26 protein-coding genes are annotated in these 22907 nt (G+C 33.9%); 17 read left to right on the top strand and 9 right to left on the bottom strand.

Translation table 11 applies throughout. The features are described from left to right. Positions 1–173: 173 nt before the first annotated feature. Positions 174–836: a rubrerythrin gene (gene rbr / locus DES36_RS12705; protein ID WP_113921585.1), complete on the top strand. Its 663-nt coding sequence runs from the start codon at positions 174–176 to the stop codon at positions 834–836. Positions 837–975: 139 nt separating this feature from the next. Here the strand turns inward: rbr and DES36_RS12700 are convergent, their stop codons facing one another. Together DES36_RS12700 and DES36_RS12695 are read right to left on the bottom strand one after the other, a co-directional pair. Beyond that, a complete protein-coding gene (locus tag DES36_RS12700; protein ID WP_207657470.1) occupies positions 976–1170 on the bottom strand; it encodes a hypothetical protein in 195 nt (64 codons plus the stop codon). A gap of 148 nt (positions 1171–1318) precedes the next feature. Beyond that, positions 1319–1969, bottom strand: a complete 651-nt coding sequence (locus DES36_RS12695) for a TetR/AcrR family transcriptional regulator (RefSeq protein WP_113921583.1) — start codon at positions 1967–1969, stop codon at positions 1319–1321. A 170-nt stretch (positions 1970–2139) separates the two neighbouring features. On the opposite strand from DES36_RS12695, the gene DES36_RS12690 reads away from it, so the two are divergent. Together DES36_RS12690 and DES36_RS12685 are read left to right on the top strand one after the other, a co-directional pair. After that, on the top strand, positions 2140–3717 hold the full coding sequence (locus DES36_RS12690; protein ID WP_170128304.1) for an MAC/perforin domain-containing protein: 1578 nt from the start codon (positions 2140–2142) through the stop codon (positions 3715–3717). Between the two features lie 509 nt (positions 3718–4226). Then, entirely contained in the window at positions 4227–5561 is a 1335-nt protein-coding gene (locus DES36_RS12685) for a S41 family peptidase (RefSeq protein ID WP_170128303.1), read from the top strand. A 167-nt stretch (positions 5562–5728) separates the two neighbouring features. Here the strand turns inward: DES36_RS12685 and DES36_RS12680 are convergent, their stop codons facing one another. After that, positions 5729–6022, bottom strand: a complete 294-nt coding sequence (locus DES36_RS12680; RefSeq protein WP_113921580.1) for a DUF3892 domain-containing protein — start codon at positions 6020–6022, stop codon at positions 5729–5731. A gap of 1148 nt (positions 6023–7170) precedes the next feature. On the opposite strand from DES36_RS12680, the gene DES36_RS12675 reads away from it, so the two are divergent. From DES36_RS12675 to DES36_RS12640, 8 genes are all read left to right on the top strand, one after another. Beyond that, the gene (locus DES36_RS12675) at positions 7171–7755 is read left to right on the top strand and encodes a hypothetical protein (protein WP_113921579.1); all 585 of its coding nucleotides are present in this window, start codon (positions 7171–7173) and stop codon (positions 7753–7755) included. Between the two features lie 166 nt (positions 7756–7921). After that, the gene (locus DES36_RS12670; protein WP_113921578.1) at positions 7922–8308 is read left to right on the top strand and encodes a bacteriohemerythrin; all 387 of its coding nucleotides are present in this window, start codon (positions 7922–7924) and stop codon (positions 8306–8308) included. A 201-nt stretch (positions 8309–8509) separates the two neighbouring features. Next, positions 8510–8986 carry a DUF2975 domain-containing protein gene (locus DES36_RS12665; RefSeq protein ID WP_113921577.1) on the top strand — a complete coding sequence of 159 codons (477 nt, stop codon included), beginning with the start codon at positions 8510–8512 and terminating at the stop codon, positions 8984–8986. Between the two features lie 11 nt (positions 8987–8997). Continuing rightward, a complete protein-coding gene (locus tag DES36_RS12660) occupies positions 8998–9477 on the top strand; it encodes a DUF2975 domain-containing protein (RefSeq protein ID WP_170128302.1) in 480 nt (159 codons plus the stop codon). A 10-nt stretch (positions 9478–9487) separates the two neighbouring features. Continuing rightward, positions 9488–9694 carry a helix-turn-helix domain-containing protein gene (locus DES36_RS12655; protein ID WP_113921575.1) on the top strand — a complete coding sequence of 69 codons (207 nt, stop codon included), beginning with the start codon at positions 9488–9490 and terminating at the stop codon, positions 9692–9694. Between the two features lie 119 nt (positions 9695–9813). Next, complete coding sequence (locus tag DES36_RS12650) at positions 9814–10113, top strand: late competence development ComFB family protein (RefSeq protein ID WP_170128301.1); 300 nt, start codon at positions 9814–9816, stop codon at positions 10111–10113. Positions 10114–10310: 197 nt separating this feature from the next. Then, positions 10311–10505, top strand: a complete 195-nt coding sequence (locus DES36_RS12645) for a hypothetical protein (protein WP_113921573.1) — start codon at positions 10311–10313, stop codon at positions 10503–10505. Positions 10506–10557: 52 nt separating this feature from the next. Beyond that, positions 10558–10737, top strand: a complete 180-nt coding sequence (locus DES36_RS12640) for a hypothetical protein (RefSeq protein WP_113921572.1) — start codon at positions 10558–10560, stop codon at positions 10735–10737. Between the two features lie 130 nt (positions 10738–10867). On the opposite strand, the gene DES36_RS12635 is transcribed toward DES36_RS12640, so the two are convergent. Continuing rightward, positions 10868–11179, bottom strand: coding sequence for a DUF4491 family protein (locus DES36_RS12635; RefSeq protein WP_113921571.1), 312 nt, complete (start codon positions 11177–11179; stop codon positions 10868–10870). Between the two features lie 150 nt (positions 11180–11329). Then, entirely contained in the window at positions 11330–11980 is a 651-nt protein-coding gene (locus DES36_RS12630) for a Crp/Fnr family transcriptional regulator (RefSeq protein WP_242981771.1), read from the bottom strand. A 261-nt stretch (positions 11981–12241) separates the two neighbouring features. On the opposite strand from DES36_RS12630, the gene DES36_RS12625 reads away from it, so the two are divergent. Next, on the top strand, positions 12242–13528 hold the full coding sequence (locus tag DES36_RS12625) for a 3-isopropylmalate dehydratase large subunit (protein ID WP_113921600.1): 1287 nt from the start codon (positions 12242–12244) through the stop codon (positions 13526–13528). Between the two features lie 16 nt (positions 13529–13544). Beyond that, entirely contained in the window at positions 13545–14066 is a 522-nt protein-coding gene (locus DES36_RS12620; protein ID WP_113921570.1) for a 3-isopropylmalate dehydratase small subunit, read from the top strand. A gap of 86 nt (positions 14067–14152) precedes the next feature. Here the strand turns inward: DES36_RS12620 and DES36_RS12615 are convergent, their stop codons facing one another. Then, a complete protein-coding gene (locus tag DES36_RS12615; RefSeq protein ID WP_113921569.1) occupies positions 14153–14629 on the bottom strand; it encodes a GyrI-like domain-containing protein in 477 nt (158 codons plus the stop codon). A gap of 119 nt (positions 14630–14748) precedes the next feature. Beyond that, a complete protein-coding gene (uvsE, locus tag DES36_RS12610; RefSeq protein ID WP_113921568.1) occupies positions 14749–15705 on the bottom strand; it encodes a UV DNA damage repair endonuclease UvsE in 957 nt (318 codons plus the stop codon). Positions 15706–15868: 163 nt separating this feature from the next. Between uvsE and DES36_RS12605 the strand changes: the two genes are divergently transcribed. From DES36_RS12605 to DES36_RS12590, 4 genes are all read left to right on the top strand, one after another. Further along, the gene (locus DES36_RS12605) at positions 15869–17791 is read left to right on the top strand and encodes a PrkA family serine protein kinase (protein ID WP_113921567.1); all 1923 of its coding nucleotides are present in this window, start codon (positions 15869–15871) and stop codon (positions 17789–17791) included. Between the two features lie 4 nt (positions 17792–17795). Then, complete coding sequence (yhbH, locus tag DES36_RS12600) at positions 17796–18968, top strand: sporulation protein YhbH (protein WP_113921566.1); 1173 nt, start codon at positions 17796–17798, stop codon at positions 18966–18968. Between the two features lie 3 nt (positions 18969–18971). Continuing rightward, complete coding sequence (locus tag DES36_RS12595) at positions 18972–20339, top strand: SpoVR family protein (RefSeq protein WP_113921565.1); 1368 nt, start codon at positions 18972–18974, stop codon at positions 20337–20339. A 169-nt stretch (positions 20340–20508) separates the two neighbouring features. Continuing rightward, positions 20509–21882, top strand: a complete 1374-nt coding sequence (locus DES36_RS12590) for an MATE family efflux transporter (protein WP_113921564.1) — start codon at positions 20509–20511, stop codon at positions 21880–21882. Positions 21883–22091: 209 nt separating this feature from the next. Here the strand turns inward: DES36_RS12590 and DES36_RS14930 are convergent, their stop codons facing one another. Together DES36_RS14930 and DES36_RS12585 are read right to left on the bottom strand one after the other, a co-directional pair. Beyond that, a complete protein-coding gene (locus DES36_RS14930; RefSeq protein ID WP_170128300.1) occupies positions 22092–22247 on the bottom strand; it encodes a hypothetical protein in 156 nt (51 codons plus the stop codon). Between the two features lie 259 nt (positions 22248–22506). Beyond that, a complete protein-coding gene (locus DES36_RS12585) occupies positions 22507–22899 on the bottom strand; it encodes a pyridoxamine 5'-phosphate oxidase family protein (RefSeq protein WP_113921563.1) in 393 nt (130 codons plus the stop codon). Positions 22900–22907 lie beyond the last annotated feature (8 nt).

Genomic DNA, 22907 nt, shown 5'->3' with positions numbered 1-22907 from the left:
AGCAAAATGTTAAACAATTAGCTGCATTTTGCAGTATTTACAATGTCTAAAATGGCTATTAATTTAATTTTGGCGAGTTGGTAACACATTTTTGATAAAAACTTCACTTATTTGTGTTATGATTAAAATAACAGAATTATTCAATAGAGAAAAAAGAAAAGGGGAACAACAAAATGAAAAAGTATCGATGCACTATTTGTGGCTATATTCACGAAGGAGAATTAACTGAGGATTTCAAGTGTCCAAGATGTAAGCAACCTGCATCTGCATTTGAATTAGTTGAAGAAAAGAAAGAATCAGTAAATAAGTATGCTGGTACAAAGACTGAAAAAAACCTTATGGAAGCTTTTTCAGGGGAGAGTCAAGCAAGAAATAAATATACATTTTTCGCACAAATAGCGCAAAGAGAAGGTTATGATCAAATCGCAGAAATCTTCCTATCAACAGCAAGAAATGAACAGGAACATGCTAGAATTTGGTTTGAAGAGCTAGGGAAATTAAGTATTACTCCTGAAAATCTTTTCCAAGCAGCAGAAGGCGAAAACTATGAATGGACAGATATGTATGCTCGTTTTGCTAAGGATGCAGAAGAAGAAGGTTTTCACGATTTAGCAGAACGATTCCGAAAAGTTGGAGGCGTAGAAAAGACACATGAAGAGAGATACCGTACATTACAAGATAATGTAGAAACCAAACACGTATTTGCAAAAGAAGAAGAAACCGTATGGGAATGTCGTATTTGTGGTTACCAAGTGACTGGGAAAGAAGCTCCTGAAGTATGTCCAGTATGTAAATACGCTCAAGCCTTCTTTCAAGTTCACGGAGAGAATTATTAATAGAGACTGATAAATACATATTTCAATGATCTGCTACTTAAATAAATCCTCCCACTATTTTTGCAAGATAGTGGGAGGATTTTTATATATGGCGCTATATCTTATTTTTAATGCATTAATCATTAATCTTTTACTTTCGCTAGAAGGTAGAAGTGTCTGCCTTATCCATAATATTATACTCAATGATCTTTTCAATGAGTGAAAAATCTACTAGCATTTCCCATGGGATGCGCACGAGCTCCTTGCTATGATTGTATCCTGATTTGACTATTTCTTCGGAAAAGCGAAGGATTTCAACTCTTTCAGGGGCAAACGCTATATGATGTTTTGCCACGCTAAAGCCAATAATATATGTACCGTGCAGGGCATTTGGGTATTTGGCGACGGTGACAAATTACTCCAAATTTTAGGAGATAAAGGTTACCGTCCCTATATGCCCTCCCTATATGCCCTCCCCGGAGAATAGCTACCAACTAGTTGTTTTATATGAGATTTGCTGTATCACCGTCATCTTCTCCTTTTATACCTGCCAGAAGAATTCGAAAATGCCGCAAGGCTAGATCCTTCAAATTGACCTCTGGGTAGCGGACGCACCATTCATAAACCACGCCCCGATAAGCCATGACAAAGTGCTTTGCCGTTTCATCTGCGGATAAATCTGAATGGAATCTGCGCTGAGAAATCCCGCTGTCGATGATCTTAAAAAACATTTTATAAAGTTCTCTGCCATAGTTAATCGCGGCGCTATCAGAGATATCCTTCCCGATTTGTATCCTGTATAGAATTTTCATATTTTCATAACCTATACTTTCAGTAATCACATCCGCGATCTTTCCAACGAGGGAAAGGAACACCTCACGTGGCAGCATATCGGTAGGAAGGGATTCGAGATAGGTTTTATAATCTGTATCTACCTTTTTTACATAGTCGTTAATTAACATGACGATTAGTGCATCCTTGGATTCAAAATGGACGTAAAAGCTGCCTTTTGCCACTCCTGCTTGTTTAACGATATCGTCCACGTTGACATTCTCAATACCGTGTTTATTGAAGAGCTGTTCAGCGCTTGTATATATTTTGTTCTTTGTCTGAACTGCTTTTTCTTTTCTGCTGATTCTGTTTTTTTGTTGCACTAAAAAATCCCTCCTTTATTGACATCGTGTGCAAAGAAATAGTATAATGACCATAGTCATTGAACTAGGTCATTGGCTATATTTATTATAAAACAAGAGTTTTTTTTTTGCAAGGAGATGCCTTCATTTTGATGGCAATAAAAATCAACAAAAAATTGGAGGAAAAGAGTATGAAAAAATGTTTGTATCGGACAATAAGCTTAAGTTTAGCCATAGTTTTTCTTTGTTTCAATTTTTCTGCATGCACTCGAGCAGGTACGAGTACATCTGAAAATAGTGGTGTACTTAGCACTACATTCTCGGATAACGAAATAGAACTTGGTGAAGTCCCTATCAATAACCTCAACGAGGAAGATGACAGTGTTTTACAGGGGTTAAATAAGAACTATAATCTGTATGGTTATGATGTACTTAATTCTTCATACATCAACGCAAGAGAAGTAAAAAGTAAGGCTATACTGGATGAAGCGAAATATGATGCATCAAAATATAAAGAAATAAGTGATGATTTGAAGGGCTCCGATATCGATGATTATTATGTTGAAAAAATGAGCAATATTTATTCGCAAATAAATGCTTCGTCAGACGTTAGTTATAAAAATGCAGCTTTTTCTGGAAATATTAGAACTGAGTATGGTACGAGCAAACAAACTTCTAGCAATCAAATTTTTATGACCTGGATGGAGAAACATATTATATCAGGAGTAGAATTCACAGGAACCACTGAGGACTTAACCCAAATGCTCTCAAAGGGATTTCTTGATGATGTGAAAAAAGTCGATGAAAATGCCATGGCTGTCTCTAATCTTTTTAAGGAATATGGTACACACTTAATTGTCGAATACTACATAGGTGGGAGAGTAAGGCTTAATTTCGCATATACGAATGAAAATAACATGAAAGAGAGCGAAATCAAAACCAAAGCAAAAGCGACCTATAATGCTGTTACCACAGAGGTAGATGCAAGCAAAAAGGAATCATTGGAAGAATTTGCATCAGTCGCCAATATGCGTTTCCAAAGCTTTGGGGGTAATCACATTACAGGTATGTCTGTAAAGGAGATTTCAAGTCAAATGAAAGACTGGACAAAATCCATTGCAGAAAATCAAACGATCTGTGGCATAGGTGATTTTGAACGATCGCTTATACCTATTTGGGAACTTCTTGATGATACAGAATACAAATCAGCACAACTGAAAATAGAGAAAGAATTTGTAGAGCAATCCAAAAGAAAATCATTATTTTTAGGGGAACTGGATTTTCTTGATGATAAAAACGATTATATTTCGGATATCATCGTGGTTGATGCCAGTACGGAAAGTGCAGCGAAGGCTTTGGTACCAAAGGACTATAAATTTGTGTGCGTTAATTTTGACGGTGATGAAATTTTGGATGCTAATAAAGGGAGAAAACATTACATATTTATTGCATACAAAACGACAAAATCAAAAAACGGTGCTATCACAGATATTATAGTGGATCTCGGTAAAAATAGAACCCATGAAGGGTATACCAAGATTGAGCAAGATTTAAATAAAAATGTGGGCGGAGAGCATGTGTATCTGTACTATAAAAATGCAACACTTGATGAAGCAATAAATCCTGAAACGAAATTTATCCGTGAAATCAGAGGACAATATAATAAAATTAATTCGTTGCCAGCAGCTTGGAGCCAGCCTAGTATTACAAAGGATTTAAACTCAGGAGCTGGTGGAAAATATATTTACCTTATGGTGAGGAAAAGTTGAATGGGGCAGTACCTATATATATGGGACCGTTCTGTTTGAATCACTTTATTACTGATTTAGAGACTGAAGCAATCACTACTGGGAGGATTTTTGCCTGCCAGAAACTACTCAGCTAATGCATATTGTCTATATCTAGTATATCTGTATACTCTCCCTTTTCACTTAAGTAAAAGGATTTGCTGTTTTTCTAGAAATCATAAATGGACATGGTAAGCCTCCTTTAGTATTGTTAGTAAACACATATTTACCATATATAAAGGGCTCACATATTTTAGAGGAAATTTATAAAAATATTGTAATTTGTTATTGAATATATGATAAGATAAAATAGTAAAAATGGATTAAATGTTCCTCTTTTCCATGTAGGACGTAGAGTTTTTTAATAATATTATATATTTTTATGATAAAATTCAGCAGTATTATTTGTGTTGCTTCAAAGATAAAAAAATTGCGTTTTGAAAGCATCTGAACTTGAGGAACTCCTCAAGTCGATGTTTGGAGGTAAAATCATGTCTCACAATCAAAATATTATGTTACAAAGAAAATGGTTTAAGAGAGTTGGCATTTTTCTCGGATTTATCATTGTATTATGGGCGATATGGCAAATTTGGTTAGATCCTTACCGTGGAACAGTAAAGATATTAGAATCATCAGAAAGTCTTGACGCTCTTCTGACTTCCGAGGAGGCAATTAAGGATATGGATTTTATCGTTAAAGGCTTATTAGAGAGACATCCCGCCTGTATAAAAGGATTGCCAAAAGCAGTACAAGATACATATGAACAAGAGCGTGTGATTATTAGTAAGTCAGATAGGGTATCCGTATTATCATTGTGGCAGAGCTCTGCACGAATTCTTTCTGCTCTAGAGGATGGACATACGGCGGTTAAAGCCTATTATAAAGATGTATCCTATTTACCATTTTCCTTTTCATTATATGATAATGATCTAATTTGTTTAGGAGGGGAATATAGTGGGTACATCATTTCAGAAATAGGTGGCGTTCAGGTCTCCGAGCTTAATGAGCGATTCCTAGAACAGTTTTCATATGAACTTGAAGCTTACGCCCGATACTCTTTTGCAAAAAACATTAATCGCAGTGATTGCCTAGAATTTGTTGGCGTTAAGACTGCACAGGACGTGGAAATTCTTATGAATCAAGTAGATGGTGAGGGCGTCATTCGAAAAACCTTTCCTCTTAAGTCTGGCAACTTAGATAGAATGGAGATCGATGAACCCTTTGTCGATTTTAAGATAGACAAAGGGAATAATGTGGGTATCTTTACCTTACGCCAGTGTATTTATGATGAGAAGTATAGAAGCACGTTGAAAAGCTTCTTTGAATCCGTAGGAAAGAACGGTATACAAAATATCATTGTAGATTTAAGAGGAAACCCTGGGGGAAACTCAATGGTCGGCAATGAGTTCCTTCGCTATCTTCCAGTAAAGGAATACAAGACAGGTAACACGGATGTGCGCTTTGGACCTATAATATGGCATAATAAGCCTCAATTAGTTGAGAATCAACAAACAGAACCAACATTCCATGGGAATGTGTATGCTCTAACCAGCACGGACTCCTTTAGTTCAGCAGTGGATTTTGCAACACTTCTTTCAGATAATGATTTTGGTACAGTAGTAGGGCAAATACCAGGAAATATGCCTTCATCTTATGGTGATATCTTGATTTTTCAAACACCACATGCAAGGCTCGCATTTACTATATCCTATAAGTATTTTGTACGGCCAGATGCTGAAAAATCTGAATTACCACTTATCCCTAATATAGAAACTTCTGATGACGCACTAGAGACAACAATTGAGATGATTCGGCACAACTCATAATTATAGTGAACATTTGAAGTGGTTTCAAGTGAAAAAATGTGACTGAGATATGGAGTGAATATTAGCTATTATAGATATCAATCTAGCCGCATTCACTATAGATAAATACTGGTATGTAAAAGGACGAGACTTTTTATAAAAAAGTTTTGTCCTTTTGTTTTACATCTTCATTTCTTTGTGATCGAAGGCAAATTGCTTAAATTATTACCTTCAATTTCATCTGGAAGGGATTTCAAATATTCGTTTCCCTTTCTTGTTGCAATACCAACTCCCCGTATACCACCTTGTTTTGCAAGTTTGATACTTTCGTCTTTGTCTAGAACCTGCCCATCAGATAATTTGTAACCAACAACACGTCCTTCTTCCTTTACTAATGCAACTATTTGTTTTGCATCAGCATTAGGGTTTGGGATATCCTTGAGGGCCATCATGGGTAGCTTTGATAAGTTATTATTATCCATCTATTATTTCCTCCAATTCACTCAGTAACTTTAGCAAACTCAAAATGTTAAGAAATAGTTTAGGGGGTATGTGATTTGGAACCTTTGGATACATTCAGATTCTCCTTTTCGAATAAAGTAAAATTTTAGACATTGCGTCTAATCTGTATTATATGCAATAATTGTTTTGTTTATTTGGATCGAATAAGATGTTTAGCTCTAAAGATAATGGGTATATAAGAAATACAAGGATAGGAAAAGGTTATGGTTTTTATCTATAAGCAAACGATATAGGGAAATGATTAATAAGAAATATACTGACTTCCTAATGATATTTGAGTCAACTTTATACCAGGTATTTATCTGATAATATAGATTGGCAATAAAGGATGACGACAAAACTATCTAGAAATTAGATTTTAATCAAGTCCCCCTAAGAGTAACCCTATATGAAAAGCTTATAAGAAAATCATCCTTAGACTACCTAGACCTTGTAAATACTAGCCATAGGAAAGGAAATTTACATGACTAGTGAGTATGAGATATAAGGGATGTATTACGAAGTATATGTAATCATCCCTTATGTCTTTTTTGAATGAATCCACCAGAACTACTTGTTGTGAAGTAAAATAATATGAAAAATTAAACGGAGGTTATACAAGAATATATACCAGTATAGGATTGATGAATATGAAAATTTTCCAAGTGTTTTATAGTAATAAAAAAGAAGCGCAAAAAGAACCAATGGAAAGATAAATAAAAAACCTTCTTTCCTTTTTTAAGATTGAAAAAATTTGAAAGAGCTACATTATCTAAAGATTTGCTGAAAATCAACAAAAAGGATGTGGCCGTTGATTGGGATTTTATAATTAAATATTATGGTATGCCTAAAAGAGATTCAATATTTAGCAATCTTAAGAAAATTTTTAGAATTTCATTCACCTTTTCTTTACATCTATGATTTATAATGAATTCAGCGGACAGATGATGATACTACCGTATCTTATGTAAATCTGTTTTATACACTGTAGAATGTTGCTGGCTGAATAGAGGATTATATTAATTGAATAAACGTAAATAAAGTTTATAATAAATAGATAGAAGATCATTATTTAAGAATGTAGTATTACTAAAAATATACAGATAAATGACACTTAAGGGGGACCATTATGACCACATATAATATATATGTAGTATTAACAAGAACAAACACAATGATATCAAGACTTATACAAGGCATAAAGCACGACCAATACACTCATGCATCTATTTCCTTAGATAAGGAATTACGTCATATGTATAGCTTTGGGAGGAAGTATACATATAATCCTTTTATAGGGAGATTTCGAAAAGAAGATATCAATGAAGGTGTATTTAAATTATGTGATACCTTGCCAGGTGCTATTGTAGAGCTAGAAGTATCACAGCAGCAGTACGAAAGAACCAAAGCGATACTTGATATATTTATTACCAATACATATTTGTACAAATATAATTATATGGGTCTTATACATAGTTTTCTAAACAAACCAGCTCTCAGCGAAAATCGTTTTTTATGTTCTGAGTTTGTATATCATATTTTGGCGGAAAGCAATATTTTAGATCTAAACATCTCTAGAAACTTAGTTCGCCCGCAAAATTTTCTGTATGTAGGCGGGAAAGTTATCTATGAAGGCGATTTAAAAGTACTGGAATTATCTGAAAAGAATATACATAAAAATACAGTTAGACCCGTTCAACTAAGTACCCAATAGGAATGAAGATAGATACTTGTTTAATTCCACAAGAAACAAACTAATGTTTCTTTGTATACAAATACAATTGGAAATTCTGTATAAATCTACAACTCCCCCCCCTTGCTCAAAGAGATATTGTTTGGTAAGCTATAATTAACATTAAATAAGGGGGCAGAGAAATATTGTGATAAAGTGGAAAGATGATTACCTACTTGGTATCGAGGTTATTGATGAACAACATAAGGAATTATTTCGAATAGTCGAAAGCGCCTACGCATTGTTAAAAAATGATTTTTTAACGGACAAATATGATAGGATTATAGCTATTATCGAAGACCTAAAGAATTACGCAGTTTTTCATTTTAAAACAGAAGAGGAATATATGCAGAAAATTGGCTATAGACGTTTTCTATCTCACAAGGTGCAACATGATGATTTTCTTGAAAAGGTTTCTAAAATCGACCTAGAGAGTGTAGATGCTAAACAAGATCAGTACCTCCTAGATATTTTGGAATTTGCATTAAACTGGATTGATAAACATATCCTTCAAACCGATAAAACGATTATATGATTAATTAAGCATAGTTTCAGAATGAATATAAATCATGACCATTAAAGAGCTAGTGGTCATGATTTATTTTTATCTCAATATATAAATGATGCAGTGCATATCTTAATGAGTTTTTTAATTACCTATATTCAATAAATATTTATTGAATATCAATAAGTATTATGTTAAACTCAAGGTATTGTTAATCAGTGAGGTGTGTTTATGAAACGAAGTTCAACAACATTTTTAAAAATAAGTATTTTTCTTATTGGACTACCCATTTTTGTTTTATGTATCTTAGGATTGCCTTGGCTAATCAATAACCCTGTAAACCCATATTACTCCATTATACTTTATCCAATTATTTTTGGTTTATATTTGACAGTGGTTCCCTTTTTTATTGCATTATACCAGGCTATTCAGTTATTAAATTTCATTGATCGGAATAAATCCTTTTCAGATTTATCTGTTCAATCGCTTAAAGTTATTAAGTTCTGTGCGTTCACTATAAGTGGTTTATATGCATTAATGATGCCATTGTTTTATCTATTAGCAGAAGTGGATGATGCACCTGGAATCATTTTAATTGGTATAGTTTTTGTTTTTGCCTCTCTAGTAGGTGCGCTCTTTGCTGCAGTGCTTCAAAAACTTTTAAAAGAAGCTATTGATATAAAAACGGATAACGATTTGACAATTTGAGGTGGAGTATGGTGAAAACTGATATAGCATCAAATATATTGAAAATACTGCTAATTCTATTTGCTTTAGGGGCAATTTTTCTTGGCATTTATGTTTTACCTGTAATGGCAGAAGAAATGGTAGTCATTTATCCTGAACTTAGGTATACAAAACTACCTATTCTTATTATTTGTGAATTATTATTAGGGTTACTGTTAATTGGAATAGGTATTGTAATGTATCTACTCAAAACATTTGATCGTGGTAAGACATTTAGTCTAACATTTACTCGAGGACTAGAGGTGTTAATAGGAATGTGTATCATAGCTTCTATGGGAATATTATTTTTACTAAAGTATATGAATACATTTGGAGGGCCTGGTCCTTTATTATCATTGATAATGATAGGAGTAATTTTTCTAGTATGGATAATTGCAGCAGTGATTATGTTAATTAGAAGTATAGTGAAAAAAGCCATGATTTACAAAGATGATTATGATTTGACAGTATAGGTGATAGGTTATGATAATTGTAAATTTAGACATTATGTTAGCAAAAAGAAAAATGAGTGTTACTGAATTAAGCGAAAGAGTAGGGATTACCATAGCAAATATTTCGATATTGAAAAATGGTAAAGCAAAAGCCATACGATTTAGTACATTAGATGGCATATGCAAAGCCTTAGATTGCCAACCTGGTGATATTCTAGAATATGTAAATGAAGAATAGGAAATATCAATAAAGCAAGATATCCTATGAAAGGAATTGTGGAATTTATTTGATTTTTCTGATAAAATTACAACTGGAGAATACAAATTTAATTATGTATAAAGGGGAGCATGTATACTATGGAAAATAACCTCCATTTAAAAAATTACACCGAGATATTAATAGATGAAGCTATAGAGAAACTCTGGTCTGAAATGGAAGATATATGTAAATGTCAAAGGTGTTATTATGATACCAAGGCAATAGCTTTAAATCACTTACCTTCTAAATATACTGTTACGACAAAAGGAGAAGTTTATACTAAAATCAACAACTTCAGAAATCAGATACAGGTAGATGTAATGAAAGAAGTGATGAAAGCCATCATGACCGTGAGCGAACATTGCTCCCACAATCCGGAAGAAGCGGTTAAATATTGATAAAACGAGACACCTACGACACGAGGAAGAGACCATTAACATCAATCAAAGCAATCTGTAATACGAATTACCAGTTAAATTACTGTAACCGTAAAATATAGTTATAACCACATCATCCTCTATTTGTTTTTAGAGCATAAATATTATCGTTGATTATGCTAATACTATTAATAGTGTTCATAAGAGGAGGAATTTTCATGCAAGGAAATGCAAAAAAGGTTATTAGTGAAAGTATTTCATCATTAGAAACTTGTATCGGTTCATTGCAACAATCGCTAAATGCAGTTCAAAATCAAACCAAAAGACAAAAACTCGAACAAGCAATTGATTCATTAAATTCTGCATGTGAACAATTATCAAAAAGATTTGATGTTCGAAATGGGATAGATTAGAGTACTGAAATATATACGAAGAACACATTGATTAGAACACGAGGAGGTCTTAATGATGCAAATAAATGTAAAACAATCCGTAGAGCAAAGCATGTCTACTATTAAAAAAACGATTCATATACTTGAAACAGCACAAGACTACATGGATAGAACAGATAATAGAAATTGGTCTCAAGAAATTATTAATACATTAAATACGGCAAATCATCAGTTGGAGCAGTATAAGAATTAGTGAAAAGTAGAAAGTAGAAGAATACCTTAAATAGTCTATACTATGGTTATTGCGATCACTATAGTATAGGGAAAACTCAAAAAACATACCTACATCCCTGCAACTTAGAGCTGTAGGTATATTTATTTGTCTAATTACTAGTAGCATTATTATCTGCACTTGTTTTATTTGGATTTTTAGGGAACCAGCCTTTTTTAACCCGTTGTTCTTGTTCGAAAATTTCATGTATGCTCCATAGACAAGTAAAAGCAGTGACACCTATAATAGTTGATAAGATATTATTTTTAGCGTATAGGGAAACTCCAATTAATGCGATCCCAGTTACTAAAAATACAGGCCATATTTTTTTGCCAATATAATATTCTGATTTGATCACGATGGGATGAAAAACTCCAATAATAATAAAAGATATAATGCCAATAATGATTCCTTGAAAATTCACTTGCAATCTACTCCTTTTCCATTCAGTATATTTTGTTATATAAAGCAATATATTCTTATTCTTACCTTATTACCATACAAAATAAACGAAGATTACGAACAAAGTGAAGAAATGCAGATTTTCATAAGAAAATTTTTACGAGGTAATTCTTTAATCATCTAGAAATTCCATAAGTCCTTTGGTATTGATGATTTCAATTTTTTTATATCCTGTGCGGATCCAATTGTCTTTAACGAACTTTCCTAATGTTCTGCTTACGGTAATTCGGCTAACTCCAACAGTATTGCCAATATCATCTTGAGTACACATAATCGTCCCATTTATTCCTTGGCTTCTACTAAGCAAATATTCAGCAATTCTCTTTTCAGCGGACATAAAAGAAATATGGTCGATTTCTCTTGATAGTCTGAGAACTTTTTTTGATAAAAGTTCAATCAGCTTTAGCGCAAGGGAAGGATCTTCTTTGAAAAAATGTTCGATATTTTTTCTTGTAATAGTGATGATCTCACATTCTGTAATTGTTTTAGCTGTAGAAATTCTAGGATATCCATCAAAAAAAGAAGCTTCACCAAATACTTCTCCAGCTTTATAATTGGTCAAGCCTTTCTCAGCGCCTTCTGGCGACATGACAAAGACTTCTACATTTCCCTTTTTTAAAAAGTAAAAATTATCTGCTTTTTCCCCTTGGCGATAAATAAGGCTATTGCTTTTATATAATTTTGCCTCTTTTGTATTAAATGCCTTAAATAATTCTGTAGGCATATCTATTTTGTGACTCACTAAAAATTCATTTTCTCTCAATGATTATCCCTCCACGATTTTATTGGGTCATTAAATGTGATATATTTTCGCTCATTATTTTACAAGAGTGTATCATGCTTTACATTCTTTTGCTATGTTTTTTGATATAATTTCCGTACTAGCAAGTGTCAACGATCTCAACCGTGAAACGGTCGAGGCGATCTGCGGCCTTTGTGGTATAATATGTTTATTACAGAAAATAACTTTCAAGTGATTACTAAAAGACATAACACAAATTTTGATATAGAAAGAGGAGAAAAAATGGGTAAGACTATTGCTGAAAAAATATTTGATGCTCACCGAGTAGCTGAGCCGTTTCCTGATACACATGTATTAAAGCTAGACAGAGTTTTTTGTCATGAAATCACAACACCTATTGCTATTACTGACTTAATGGCGCGGGGCATGGACCGTGTATTTGATCCTACTAAGATCAAAGCGGTCATCGATCATGTTACCCCTGCAAAAGATTCTAAAACAGCAGAGCAAGGCAAGATTTTAAGGGATTGGGCGAGAAGACATGGCATAAAAGACTTTTTTGATATCGGAAAAAATGGTGTATGCCATGCGATATTCCCAGAAAAAGGATTTGTAAGACCAGGATACACTGTAATCATGGGCGATTCTCATACTTGTACTCATGGCGCTTTTGGTGCCTTTGCAGCAGGTATTGGTACAACAGATCTTGAAGTAGGTATCTTAAAAGGGGTATGTGCTTTTCACTTTCCTAAAACGATTAAGTTTATTCTAAATGGTAAATTAAAGCCAGGTGTATACGCCAAGGATGTCATTTTATTTATCATCAAAGAGTTAACTGTAAATGGCGCTACAAATATGGTCATCGAATTTACTGGTCCTGTGGTGGATGAGATGAGCATGGAATCTAGAATGACTCTTTGTAATATGGCTATCGAAGCAGGTGGAACAAGCGGAATCTGTTATCCAGATAAAACTACGGTAGAATATTTATGGGACTTTATTAAAGATGAATTTGCCTCTAAGGAAGCTGCACTAGAGGAGTATTCAAAATGGACTTCAGATCCAGATGCGGAGTACGAAAAAGTATATGAGTACGATCTTTCCGACTTAGAACCTATGGTAACTTTTGGATACAAGCCAGACCAAGTAAAGAGCGTTAAAGAAATGGAAGGAACAAAAGTAGACCAAATCTACATAGGATCTTGCACCAATGGACGTATTGAAGACTTAAGAATTGCAGCAGAAGTTTTAAAAGGCAAAACAATTAGCGAGGATGTACGTGCTATTGTAAGTCCTGCAACTCCAGCTATTTACTCTCAGGCATTAAAAGAGGGTATTATTGAAATCTTCCAAGATGCAGGTTTCTGTGTGACAAACCCAACTTGTGGAGCTTGTTTAGGTATGAGCAACGGTGTTCTTGCAGAGGGAGAAGTATGTGCATCTACCACAAACCGTAATTTCAATGGTAGAATGGGTAAAGGTGGTATGGTACACCTAATGAGCCCTGCAACAGCTGCAGCAACTGCAATTGAAGGAAAAATAATAAACGCTGATTTATATCAGGCTTAGTAGATGGAGGTAAAAAATGAAGACATTTAGTGGGAGAGTACTATTTTTAGATAGAAGCGATATTAATACAGACGAAATCATACCTGCAAAATACCTTACTGAAATTACAAAAGAAGCTCTAAAACCTTATTTATTGGAGGATTTAGTTCTTCCTGGATTTACAAAAGAAGATACGGAAGACAAAGCTATAATCATCACAAGAGAAAACTTTGGCTGTGGTTCTTCAAGAGAGCATGCACCATGGGCTTTAGAAGTCAATGGAATCAATGTAGTCATTGCAGAAAACTTTGCACGAATCTTTAGACAGAATATGTATAACTGTGGAATGCTAGCCATCGAGCTTCCAAAAGAAAAAATAGACTACCTTTTTAATACTTATGCAGGAAAGAATGTATCTATAGAAGTAGATGTGGATGATGACAAGATTATCATAAACTGTGGTGGAGATATAGAGAATATCAATTTTAAAATCGGTGAATTCGATAAAACCCTAGTCAAAGAAGGCGGCTGGGTAGGATACGCAGACAAGAATTATTAAAATAATTTAATAAGGCCTATGAGCAATTTGTTTATAGGCCTTATTTTACGTTTAACTTTACATAAGCATACCCAACTATAAAGATATTAACAGCAAGAATTTTCTTCTCTTTTCAAAGGAACAACTACCTTCGTCAAAAGTTCACTTGCAGGAACTTCATCTGGTAAATTGTAATAGTACTCATAGAATATGCCCTCTATTTCGTATTCGCTATTATCTACTAGTTCTGTGATTTCCGCGTATAGGTCCTTTAATTTAGTGTGCGATCCTTTATGAATGCAAACTACTGCTTTGCATGCTAGCAACTCTTTACCAAAGATTTCTCCTTTGGAAGGGTATACCTTTTTTACTGGAAAACCCACCTCTATATCCAGGTCATCTCGATTCCAATTATAGTATGCAGTGTATGGAGCATCAGTGGGAAAATCTTTTAACTCATTTAAATAATTCATGATTTCTTTGCACTTATAACTAATAGTTATAGATAAATTCTTTAAAGAGGTCCTCGTCCGAATCGCAAGCACCGCTTGGGTATCTTGTCTTACTAATTCCATAGCGTGCATTTCTCTGCCTCCTTTTTATTTTATTATTTACCCATAAAAATATCATTCAATTATGAGTTTGTATTTATTAGTAATTATAAACCATCATTTAATTATGAAAACATTTAATGGGCAGGAGATCAACACATAAATGTGGAAGCATCTAACCACTTCCAATTCGGTCGCACCTTTTTTAAATGATCTACTAAATCAAACAAGGCAAAGTCTTTTTTCTTGGCTTCAAGCATAATATCCATATCTACATTGTATTCTTTTATTTTCTCAATAAAGGAGATAAAGTCATCTACATTAATAAAGTCAGAGTGCTTTTTATCTAATCCACCTTCTCTAGGACTAGAAAAATGAAATTTTGGTGGTAGGCTTTCTTTGCTCCAAGTTTGGACTATTTGAGGAAACAGTTCTTCAATAGGTGTACCGTCATTATTACATAAGTGATGGTGTACATCTAAGACCATGGGTGTGGCAATTTCCTTACAAAGTCTCAATGTTTCCTTCGCTGTAAAAACCTTGTCATCGTTTTCTAAAATGATTTTTGATTTTATCTCTTCAGGGAAGGTTTCAAAATTCGTTATAAATCGCTTAAGGGCAAGATCCTTTCCTTCTGCGCCGCTACCTACATGTAGGACCATCTTTCCTTGTTCATAGTTTAAGTCTTTAAAAAGATTTGAATGAAAATATAAATTATTTAAAGTATTTTTCACCACATGATCGTTTACACTGTTTATTACGTTAAATTGATCAGGGTGAGTATCTACTCTTATATTATGCTCTTTTATAAAATTGCCAATGGACTCAAATTCTTTTCTAAACAATTCTCGATATTCCCAATTCACTTCTGGATGGGTAGCAAGTGGAACCAGTGCGGAAGTAATTCGGTAAAAGTGAATTTGGTGCACGACATTGTATTCTAATATTTGTCTTAAGTCTACTAGATTAGAAAGTGTGAATTTCTTTAATTTTTCATATCGTTGTTCCTCTGTTTGAAGTTTTTGATAGTTGGTATAGGTCACTGTACTTGAAGATGTCACTTTTGGTAAACCCAATGTAATGGCTACATAGCCCAATCTAATTTTCATATTTCACAACCTTAAAAAAATGTTTACACTACTTTTTAGTATAACCATTATTTAGATGAGATAAAAGAGAAAGAACAAATAATGACTTTTTAGTTTTAGATATATTTTGTAAGAATATAATGTACTATTAACAATTATTATAGAAGTAAGGAGGAGAGGTATCATGAACTTTCAGACGATATTTGATAAAGATAGAGCAACGAGGAACAAGGAAGAATTTGAAGGTACCTTAGTAGAATATCTTGAAATTCTAAAGGAAAATCCAGACTTTGCAAAATTATCTCACAAAAGAATGTATGACACTATTATAGAAAAAGGATATGAAGTGATTAAGCCGGAAGATGATGCGCGCGTTCGCAAGATACACGGAAATCAAATAATACGTAGATACAATTTTTTTAAAAATGACTTTTTTGGCATTGACAAAACCATTATGAAAATCATGAACTATTTTAGTTCAGCTGCTATGAAAGGTGAGGAGGCAAGACAGGTATTATACTTTGTAGGGCCAGTAGGATCAGGGAAATCATCCCTTGTTGAAGCTTTAAAAATAGCTTTAGAAGATTGTCAACCTATCTATGCACTTAAGGGATGCCCCATGAGAGAAGAGCCTTTACATCTCATACCAAAGCATTTAAGAAAAGAGTTAGAAGAGATTCTCGGAATTCCTATTGAAGGAGATTTATGCCCCATTTGCAGATATCGATTAAAAGAAGAATATCATGGAGAGTATGAAAAATTTCAAGTAATCCGTACGGATTTTTCCATACGATCTAGAAAAGGTATAGGTGTAGTACCTCCTGTTGATCCAAATAATCAAGATACGTCAGTACTTATGGGTAGTGTAGATATTTCAAAATTAGACTTATATCCTGAGGATGACCCACGAGCGCTATCCTTAAATGGTGCCTTTAATGTGGGAAATCGAGGGATTGTAGAGTTTATTGAAGTATTTAAGAATGACGTAGAATACCTCCATACCATTATAACGGCAACTCAAGAAAAATCCATTCCATCTCCTGGTAAAGGCTCCATGATTTATTTTGATGGGATCATTCTTGCCCATTCTAATGAATCAGAATGGAATCGATTTAAATCAGATCATACAAATGAAGCTATTTTAGATCGAATTGTAAAAGTAGAAGTACCTTATTGCCTTGAATTAAATGAAGAATTAAAAATCTACCAAAAAATATTAAAGACAAGTACTTTTGATGCTCATATTGCTCCTCACACCATGGAAATCGCTTCTATGTTTGCTATACTAACTCGTTTAGAGCCATCGGCTAAGGTAGATCCATTGACAAAATTAAAGATCTACAATGGGGCACAAATTGTAGAGCAAGGTACGACTGTTCGCATTGATATTACAGAATTAAAAGAAGAAGCAGGAACAAGAGAAGGATTATCAGGAGCATCTACCCGATTTACCATCAAAGCAATTGATAATGCCATCGCTAATTCTGAAACGGGATGTATTAATCCATTAAGTGTTTTAGAGGCATTAATTTGTTCTGTAAAAGAAATGGATATCAGCGAAGACGAAAAAAAGAGGTATTTAAACTTTCTGCAAGATACTGTTCGCAAAGAGTACAATAAAACATTAGAAAAAGAAATCACAAAAGCTTTTATACATAGTTTTAGAGAACAAGCAGAAAGCTTATTCAATAATTATCTAGATCATGCAGAAGCATTTTTGAATCAATCAAAACTCAAAGATACGGCAACTGGAGAACTGTTACATCCTGATGAGATCTTTATGAGATCCATTGAAGAACATATAGGAGTATCTGAAAGCTCTGCTAAAGGCTTTAGGCAAGATGTGACTTCATATATGTTTTATCTTATAAGGAAGGGCAGCAAAATGGACTATACCTGCTACGAGCCATTAAAGGATGCAGTGGAGAGAAAACTGACCACATCTGTTAGGGAATTATCTCGTATTATTACAAAGGCGAAAGTTCGAGATGAAGAACAAGACAAAAAGTATAATGCTATGGTTCAAGAGCTAAAGGTAAATGGATATTGTGATCACTGCTGTGACGTAATACTTAAGTATGCGGCGAATAATCTATGGAAGGATTAAAGCCATGGCGATATTTAGGGATTTCAAGCCATTTAATACGGATAGATCAGCAGAAGATCGACGTCGTCATCGTCATCTTGTAGAGGATTCAATAAAGAAGAATCTCCCCGATATTATAGCAGAGGAAGGGATCATTGGAGGAAATGGTAATAAAAAGTTTAAAGTGCCTATACGAGGTTTAAAGGAATATCAGTTTATATATGGAAAGAATTCACCTAGTATTGCTAGTGGTGATGGAACAGAAAAAAGGGGAGACAAAGTAGGAGAGGATTCTTCAAATCAAATAGAAGGCAAGGGGAATAATGGGGCAGGAAATAGCGAGGGTGAGGACATCTACGAAACGGAGCTTACCATTGAAGAAATTGTGGACTATTTGTTTGAGGATTTAGATTTACCCTATTTAGATAAGAAAAGGTTTTCAGAAGTGGTAACAGACCATTCGAGAAAAAAATCAGGATATCAGAGAAAGGGCATACCTCCAAGATTGGCAAAAAAACGAACGGTTATTCAAAAATTAATGAGAAAGCAATCTATGAAAAGGCTTTTAAAGGAAGAAGGCATAGAGGAAGATATAGGAAGATTTCCATTTAAAGAAGATGATATCCGATATCACAGAATAAAGGAGACAAAAAGAAAAGAATCCAATGCAGTCATTATTTGTATCATGGATACTTCTGGCTCTATGGATATAACGAGAAAATATTTAGCTCGGTCTTTTTACTTTTTATTGTATCAATTTGTAAAGATGAAATACGTCAATGTGGAAGTAGTTTTTATATCTCATTCGACAGTAGCAAAATTAGTTACTGAAAAAGAATTTTTTCATAAAGTAGAGTCTGGGGGAACGTATATATCCTCTGGCTATGAAATGGCACTTCACGTAATTAAAGAAAAGTATAATCCTAAGCGTTGGAATATTTATGCTTTTCATGCTAGTGACGGAGATAACTGGTCAGAAGATAATGAAAAAGCCATAGAAACTGCAAATGAACTTTGCCACCTTTGTAATATGTTTGGATACATAGAGATTATGCCTTATTTCTTCAATGGCACCATTCAAAAATTATTATTAGAGAGAGTTCAGCATGAACGGTTTGTAACCCAATCCATTCTAAGAAAAGAGGAAGTATGGCAGGTTTTTAAAAATATATTAAAAATGGACATAAAAGAGGGTTAAGTTATGGATTATACGATAAATGATTTAGAAAAATGGAATGACAAGATCGAAATTATTGCTAAGGAATCTGATTTAGACTATTATCCTCAAGAGTTTGAAATTGTCAATTTTAATGAGATGATTGCCTATGAGGCTTACTCAGGTATGCCATCAAGGTACCCTCACTGGAGCTTTGGAAAATCCTTTGAGAAGACAAAGACATTGCATAAATATAATTTGACTGGTCTTCCTTATGAGATGGTCATAAACTCAGATCCTTGTATTGCTTATCTTATGAATGATAATACTTTACTTCTTCAGATATTAACCATGGCTCATGTGTATGGGCATAATGATTTTTTTAAGAATAATCGATTATTTAAGGAGGGTACGAAGGCCTATAATACTTTAGAGATGTTTAAAAATCATGGAATGATGATACGAAATTACATCAATGATCCAAGTATTGGTTATGATAATGTGGAAAAGATGCTTAATGCAGCACATTCTATTCGATTTCAAGTTTCTAGGACAATGGGGCAAAAAAGAAAAGAGAATCACATCTTGAGACAAGAGATGATTGATGATTACAAAGAAAGTAGCACTCACTATAGTATCTTAGAGCCTAGAGTAGAAGTAGAACCACCTGATTTTAATAAAATCCCATTACAATCTGAAGACAATATACTGTATTTTATTAGCGTATATAGTGATTTAGAGGATTGGCAAAAGAATATTATTAATATTGTACGTGAAGAATCCCAGTATTTTGCACCTCAAATAGAAACAAAGATCATGAACGAAGGTTGGGCTAGTTACTGGCATTATAATATACTTAAGAAGTTACAATTGCCTCCACCCCTTCATCTAGAGTTTATAAAGCGTCACAATGATGTAGTTAGGCCAATTTTAGGTGGATTGAATCCTTATCATTTAGGTTTTGAAATCTTTTGTGATCTAAAAGAGAGATACGGAGAAGAGAAAATATTTGAGGTACGAGAATTTGATCGGGACGCATCTTTTATTAGGCGTTACTTAACACAAGAGATTTGTGAGAAACTGAATCTATTTGAATATTGCAAGCAAGGGTATGAGTATATAATAGAAAAAGTTGCTGATGAAGATGGCTGGGAGCTCATTCGAAATACTCTGGCAGACTCTGCAGGCATGGGAAGCATTCCATATATAAGAGTTATAGATATGTCTAAAAAAGAGAAAATATTGACTTTAGAACACGTATATGATGGGAGAGAATTACAAGCAAAATACCTAGAGGAGACATTAAGGTATGTTCAAGATTTGTGGGGACGAAAGGTTTTATTAAAGACGAAACATAAAAATGAATCAGCTATTATACTATGTGATGAACAGAAAAATATAAAATTCTATTAAAGATCTCTACAAATAATGAACTTTTATATATTAAGCGATTTATATGTTATAATAAACAAAGAAGTTGAGAGCGTGGAAATTTTAGACCCCCTAATAAGGGGGTCTAAAATTTGTCATAAAGAAGGATTAAAGCGCTATCATAAAGAATAGTTATTATATGGAGGTTTACATGACGAAAATCACACAGCTAGTAGGAAGTATTTTCGATGACAAAAAGTTTTACCGCAAGATGGCTATGATTGCCACACCTATTATTATTCAAAATCTCATATCCTCACTATTAAATATGATGGATACGGCAATGGTAGGAAAACTAGGCGAGGTAGAGATTGCAGCGGTAGGAATTGCCAATCAGTATTTTTTCTTTTTTAATATGATTCTTATTGGATTGTGCGGAGGATGCAGCGTGTTTATTTCCCAATATTGGGGTAAACGAGACGAGAAAAATATTAAAAAGATATTGGGTATTGGTTTACTATCTGCAAGTATTATTGCTCTCATTTTTATGATTGTTGGTTTTTTAGTGCCAAAACAAATTATTAGTTTGTTTAATAATGATCCAATGGTTACAGCCTTGAGCGAAAGGTATTTGAAAATCGTGCTGATTAGTTATATTTTTACAGGGATTTCTTTTGTATATAATTTTTCTCTAAGATCGATAAACAATGCTACATTGCCAATGATCATAAGCATAATTGCCCTTTTTACGAATATCTTTTTTAATTACATATTTATATTTGGAAAATTTGGCGCACCAGCTTTAGGTGTTGCAGGAGCTGCTATAGCTACGGTAATTGCTCGAATCGTAGAGACCTTTCTCTTATTAATATCTGTTTATTTAAGTAAAAGCGTATTGGCGGCATCTTTAAAGGAACTGATGGATTTTACTTTTAATTTTATGAAAAAGTCCTACCAGACCATTTTTCCAGTTATTTTAAATGATATGTGTTGGGGCCTGGCTAGCTTAGTTTACGCAGCTGTTTATGGCCATATGGGAGCTCAAGCTGTAGCTGTTATTCAAATTTGTAATACGGTAAACAATTTATTTATGGTCATCACCTTTGGATTATCAAGTTCAGCATCCATTATGATTGGAAATAGCATTGGAGCAGGCGATGAGGGTCAAGGTCGTGACTATGCAAAGAAAATGATTGTAATATCTTTTCTTATGAGTCTTGTCCTAGGAGCCATGCTAGCCGTTACCTCTCCATTTATACTAGATATATTTAATGTTTCTAGTGGTGTACGAAGTAGCGCTCAAGCAATTTTATATATGATATCCTTTATTTTCTTTATTAGAGTTATAGGTATCGTCTTGGTAGTAGGGGTACTGCGTGGAGGTGGAGATGCAGGACGGGCATTTATTATTGAAGGTTTTACCATGTGGTTTATAGGTGTACCATTAACGATACTAGGTGCTTTTGTATTTCGTTTTCCCGTACATGTAGTATATGCTCTAGCTCTTGTAGAAGAGCTTGTTAAATGCATCCTTGCCTTTATGCGGATTAAGTCTGGGAAGTGGATTAAGAATGTGACTTATTAGCTGAAAGTGGAAGGTGGAATGTGGAAAGGAAAACCAACCTCGCCTAGAGGCGAGACAGTTTTCCTGACCACCTGGGAGTAATACTCGATTTGTCTTGACCGAAGGGAGAGAAAAATCCATCGGTATTACCCCTGCTAGGCTTGCCCAAGAGGATGAGCGTTAGCGAAAATCGATTGGTTGCAAGCTACGGCGGACCACCTTAAAAGGAATTATTTATCAAAGAATCCGCCACCATTTGAAATTTTAAAGGCTTTACGGCTGCTTACTTTTTTCTTATTAGGCTTGGTGCTAGTATTTCCTTGCTCAGAGCTTTGTTTCTTTTTCTTTTCGATAAGTTTTTTCATTCCTTCAATATTATTTGTCATTAGTAACTCCTTTTTTGTGCCTATGTTTTCATGAACATTTATTATATGATGAATTTAATTGAAAAGCAACTTTTGAACGATCGTTGGACAGTAGTTGAGCAATGGTTAAACGATAGCTAAATAATAGTTTAAAAGTATTAAATGGCCTAAAGGCGAGTTGAATTTCAGCTTTCAGCATTCCGCTTTCCGCAAAAAAGAATTTCTATACGTAACAAAAAAACACCCAAAAAAAGTTTAGGTGTTTTAACGTAGAATTTATTTAGAATCGAACTACTTTTGGCTCTTTCGTAAAAGATGAAAATGTAGCTACTGCATCTTTTAAATAAAGTACTTGTGTATTATCGTCTGTAGCGGAGTACATTTCTTGTAGAGAAGGGTAACTGTCAAGCATGCTTTGTTTTGCTTCTACCCGATCATCTTCTACTGCAATGGCTTCAATCCGAATCCAGTCTCCACCATTACATGCAGAAATTTCTACTTTTGGATTTTTCATCATTTGTTTTGATACATTTTTTGATTTTCCAGTTTGAATATAAAGCTTGTCTTCAAAAATATTAACCGTACCAAATGGTCGAACTCTTGGCTGATCACCCTCTACAGTTGCAAGGTAATACGTTTCGCAATTCTTTAAAAAATCATATACTTCTTTCATCCATAAAA

This window comes from Alkalibaculum bacchi (genome assembly GCF_003317055.1).
GTDB lineage: Bacteria > Bacillota > Clostridia > Eubacteriales > Alkalibacteraceae > Alkalibaculum > Alkalibaculum bacchi.
Note: the sequence above shows the minus strand (reverse complement) of the source record. Positions and strands in the feature narration are given on the sequence as shown.

Excerpts from the sequence above, each read along its gene's own strand:
- rbr (WP_113921585.1), top strand. The coding sequence starts at position 174 with ATGAAAAAGTATCGATGCACTATTTGTGGCTATATTCACGAAGGAGAA.
- DES36_RS12690 (WP_170128304.1), top strand. The coding sequence starts at position 2,140 with ATGAAAAAATGTTTGTATCGGACAATAAGCTTAAGTTTAGCCATAGTT.
- DES36_RS12685 (WP_170128303.1), top strand. The coding sequence starts at position 4,227 with ATGTCTCACAATCAAAATATTATGTTACAAAGAAAATGGTTTAAGAGA.
- DES36_RS12680 (WP_113921580.1), bottom strand. The coding sequence starts at position 6,022 with ATGGATAATAATAACTTATCAAAGCTACCCATGATGGCCCTCAAGGAT.
- DES36_RS12675 (WP_113921579.1), top strand. The coding sequence starts at position 7,171 with ATGACCACATATAATATATATGTAGTATTAACAAGAACAAACACAATG.
- DES36_RS12665 (WP_113921577.1), top strand. The coding sequence starts at position 8,510 with ATGAAACGAAGTTCAACAACATTTTTAAAAATAAGTATTTTTCTTATT.
- DES36_RS12655 (WP_113921575.1), top strand. The coding sequence starts at position 9,488 with ATGATAATTGTAAATTTAGACATTATGTTAGCAAAAAGAAAAATGAGT.
- DES36_RS12650 (WP_170128301.1), top strand. The coding sequence starts at position 9,814 with ATGGAAAATAACCTCCATTTAAAAAATTACACCGAGATATTAATAGAT.
- DES36_RS12645 (WP_113921573.1), top strand. The coding sequence starts at position 10,311 with ATGCAAGGAAATGCAAAAAAGGTTATTAGTGAAAGTATTTCATCATTA.
- DES36_RS12640 (WP_113921572.1), top strand. The coding sequence starts at position 10,558 with ATGATGCAAATAAATGTAAAACAATCCGTAGAGCAAAGCATGTCTACT.
- DES36_RS12625 (WP_113921600.1), top strand. The coding sequence starts at position 12,242 with ATGGGTAAGACTATTGCTGAAAAAATATTTGATGCTCACCGAGTAGCT.
- DES36_RS12620 (WP_113921570.1), top strand. The coding sequence starts at position 13,545 with ATGAAGACATTTAGTGGGAGAGTACTATTTTTAGATAGAAGCGATATT.
- DES36_RS12615 (WP_113921569.1), bottom strand. The coding sequence starts at position 14,629 with ATGCACGCTATGGAATTAGTAAGACAAGATACCCAAGCGGTGCTTGCG.
- uvsE (WP_113921568.1), bottom strand. The coding sequence starts at position 15,705 with ATGAAAATTAGATTGGGCTATGTAGCCATTACATTGGGTTTACCAAAA.
- DES36_RS12605 (WP_113921567.1), top strand. The coding sequence starts at position 15,869 with ATGAACTTTCAGACGATATTTGATAAAGATAGAGCAACGAGGAACAAG.
- yhbH (WP_113921566.1), top strand. The coding sequence starts at position 17,796 with ATGGCGATATTTAGGGATTTCAAGCCATTTAATACGGATAGATCAGCA.
- DES36_RS12595 (WP_113921565.1), top strand. The coding sequence starts at position 18,972 with ATGGATTATACGATAAATGATTTAGAAAAATGGAATGACAAGATCGAA.
- DES36_RS12590 (WP_113921564.1), top strand. The coding sequence starts at position 20,509 with ATGACGAAAATCACACAGCTAGTAGGAAGTATTTTCGATGACAAAAAG.
- DES36_RS14930 (WP_170128300.1), bottom strand. The coding sequence starts at position 22,247 with ATGACAAATAATATTGAAGGAATGAAAAAACTTATCGAAAAGAAAAAG.
- DES36_RS12585 (WP_113921563.1), bottom strand. The coding sequence starts at position 22,899 with ATGAAAGAAGTATATGATTTTTTAAAGAATTGCGAAACGTATTACCTT.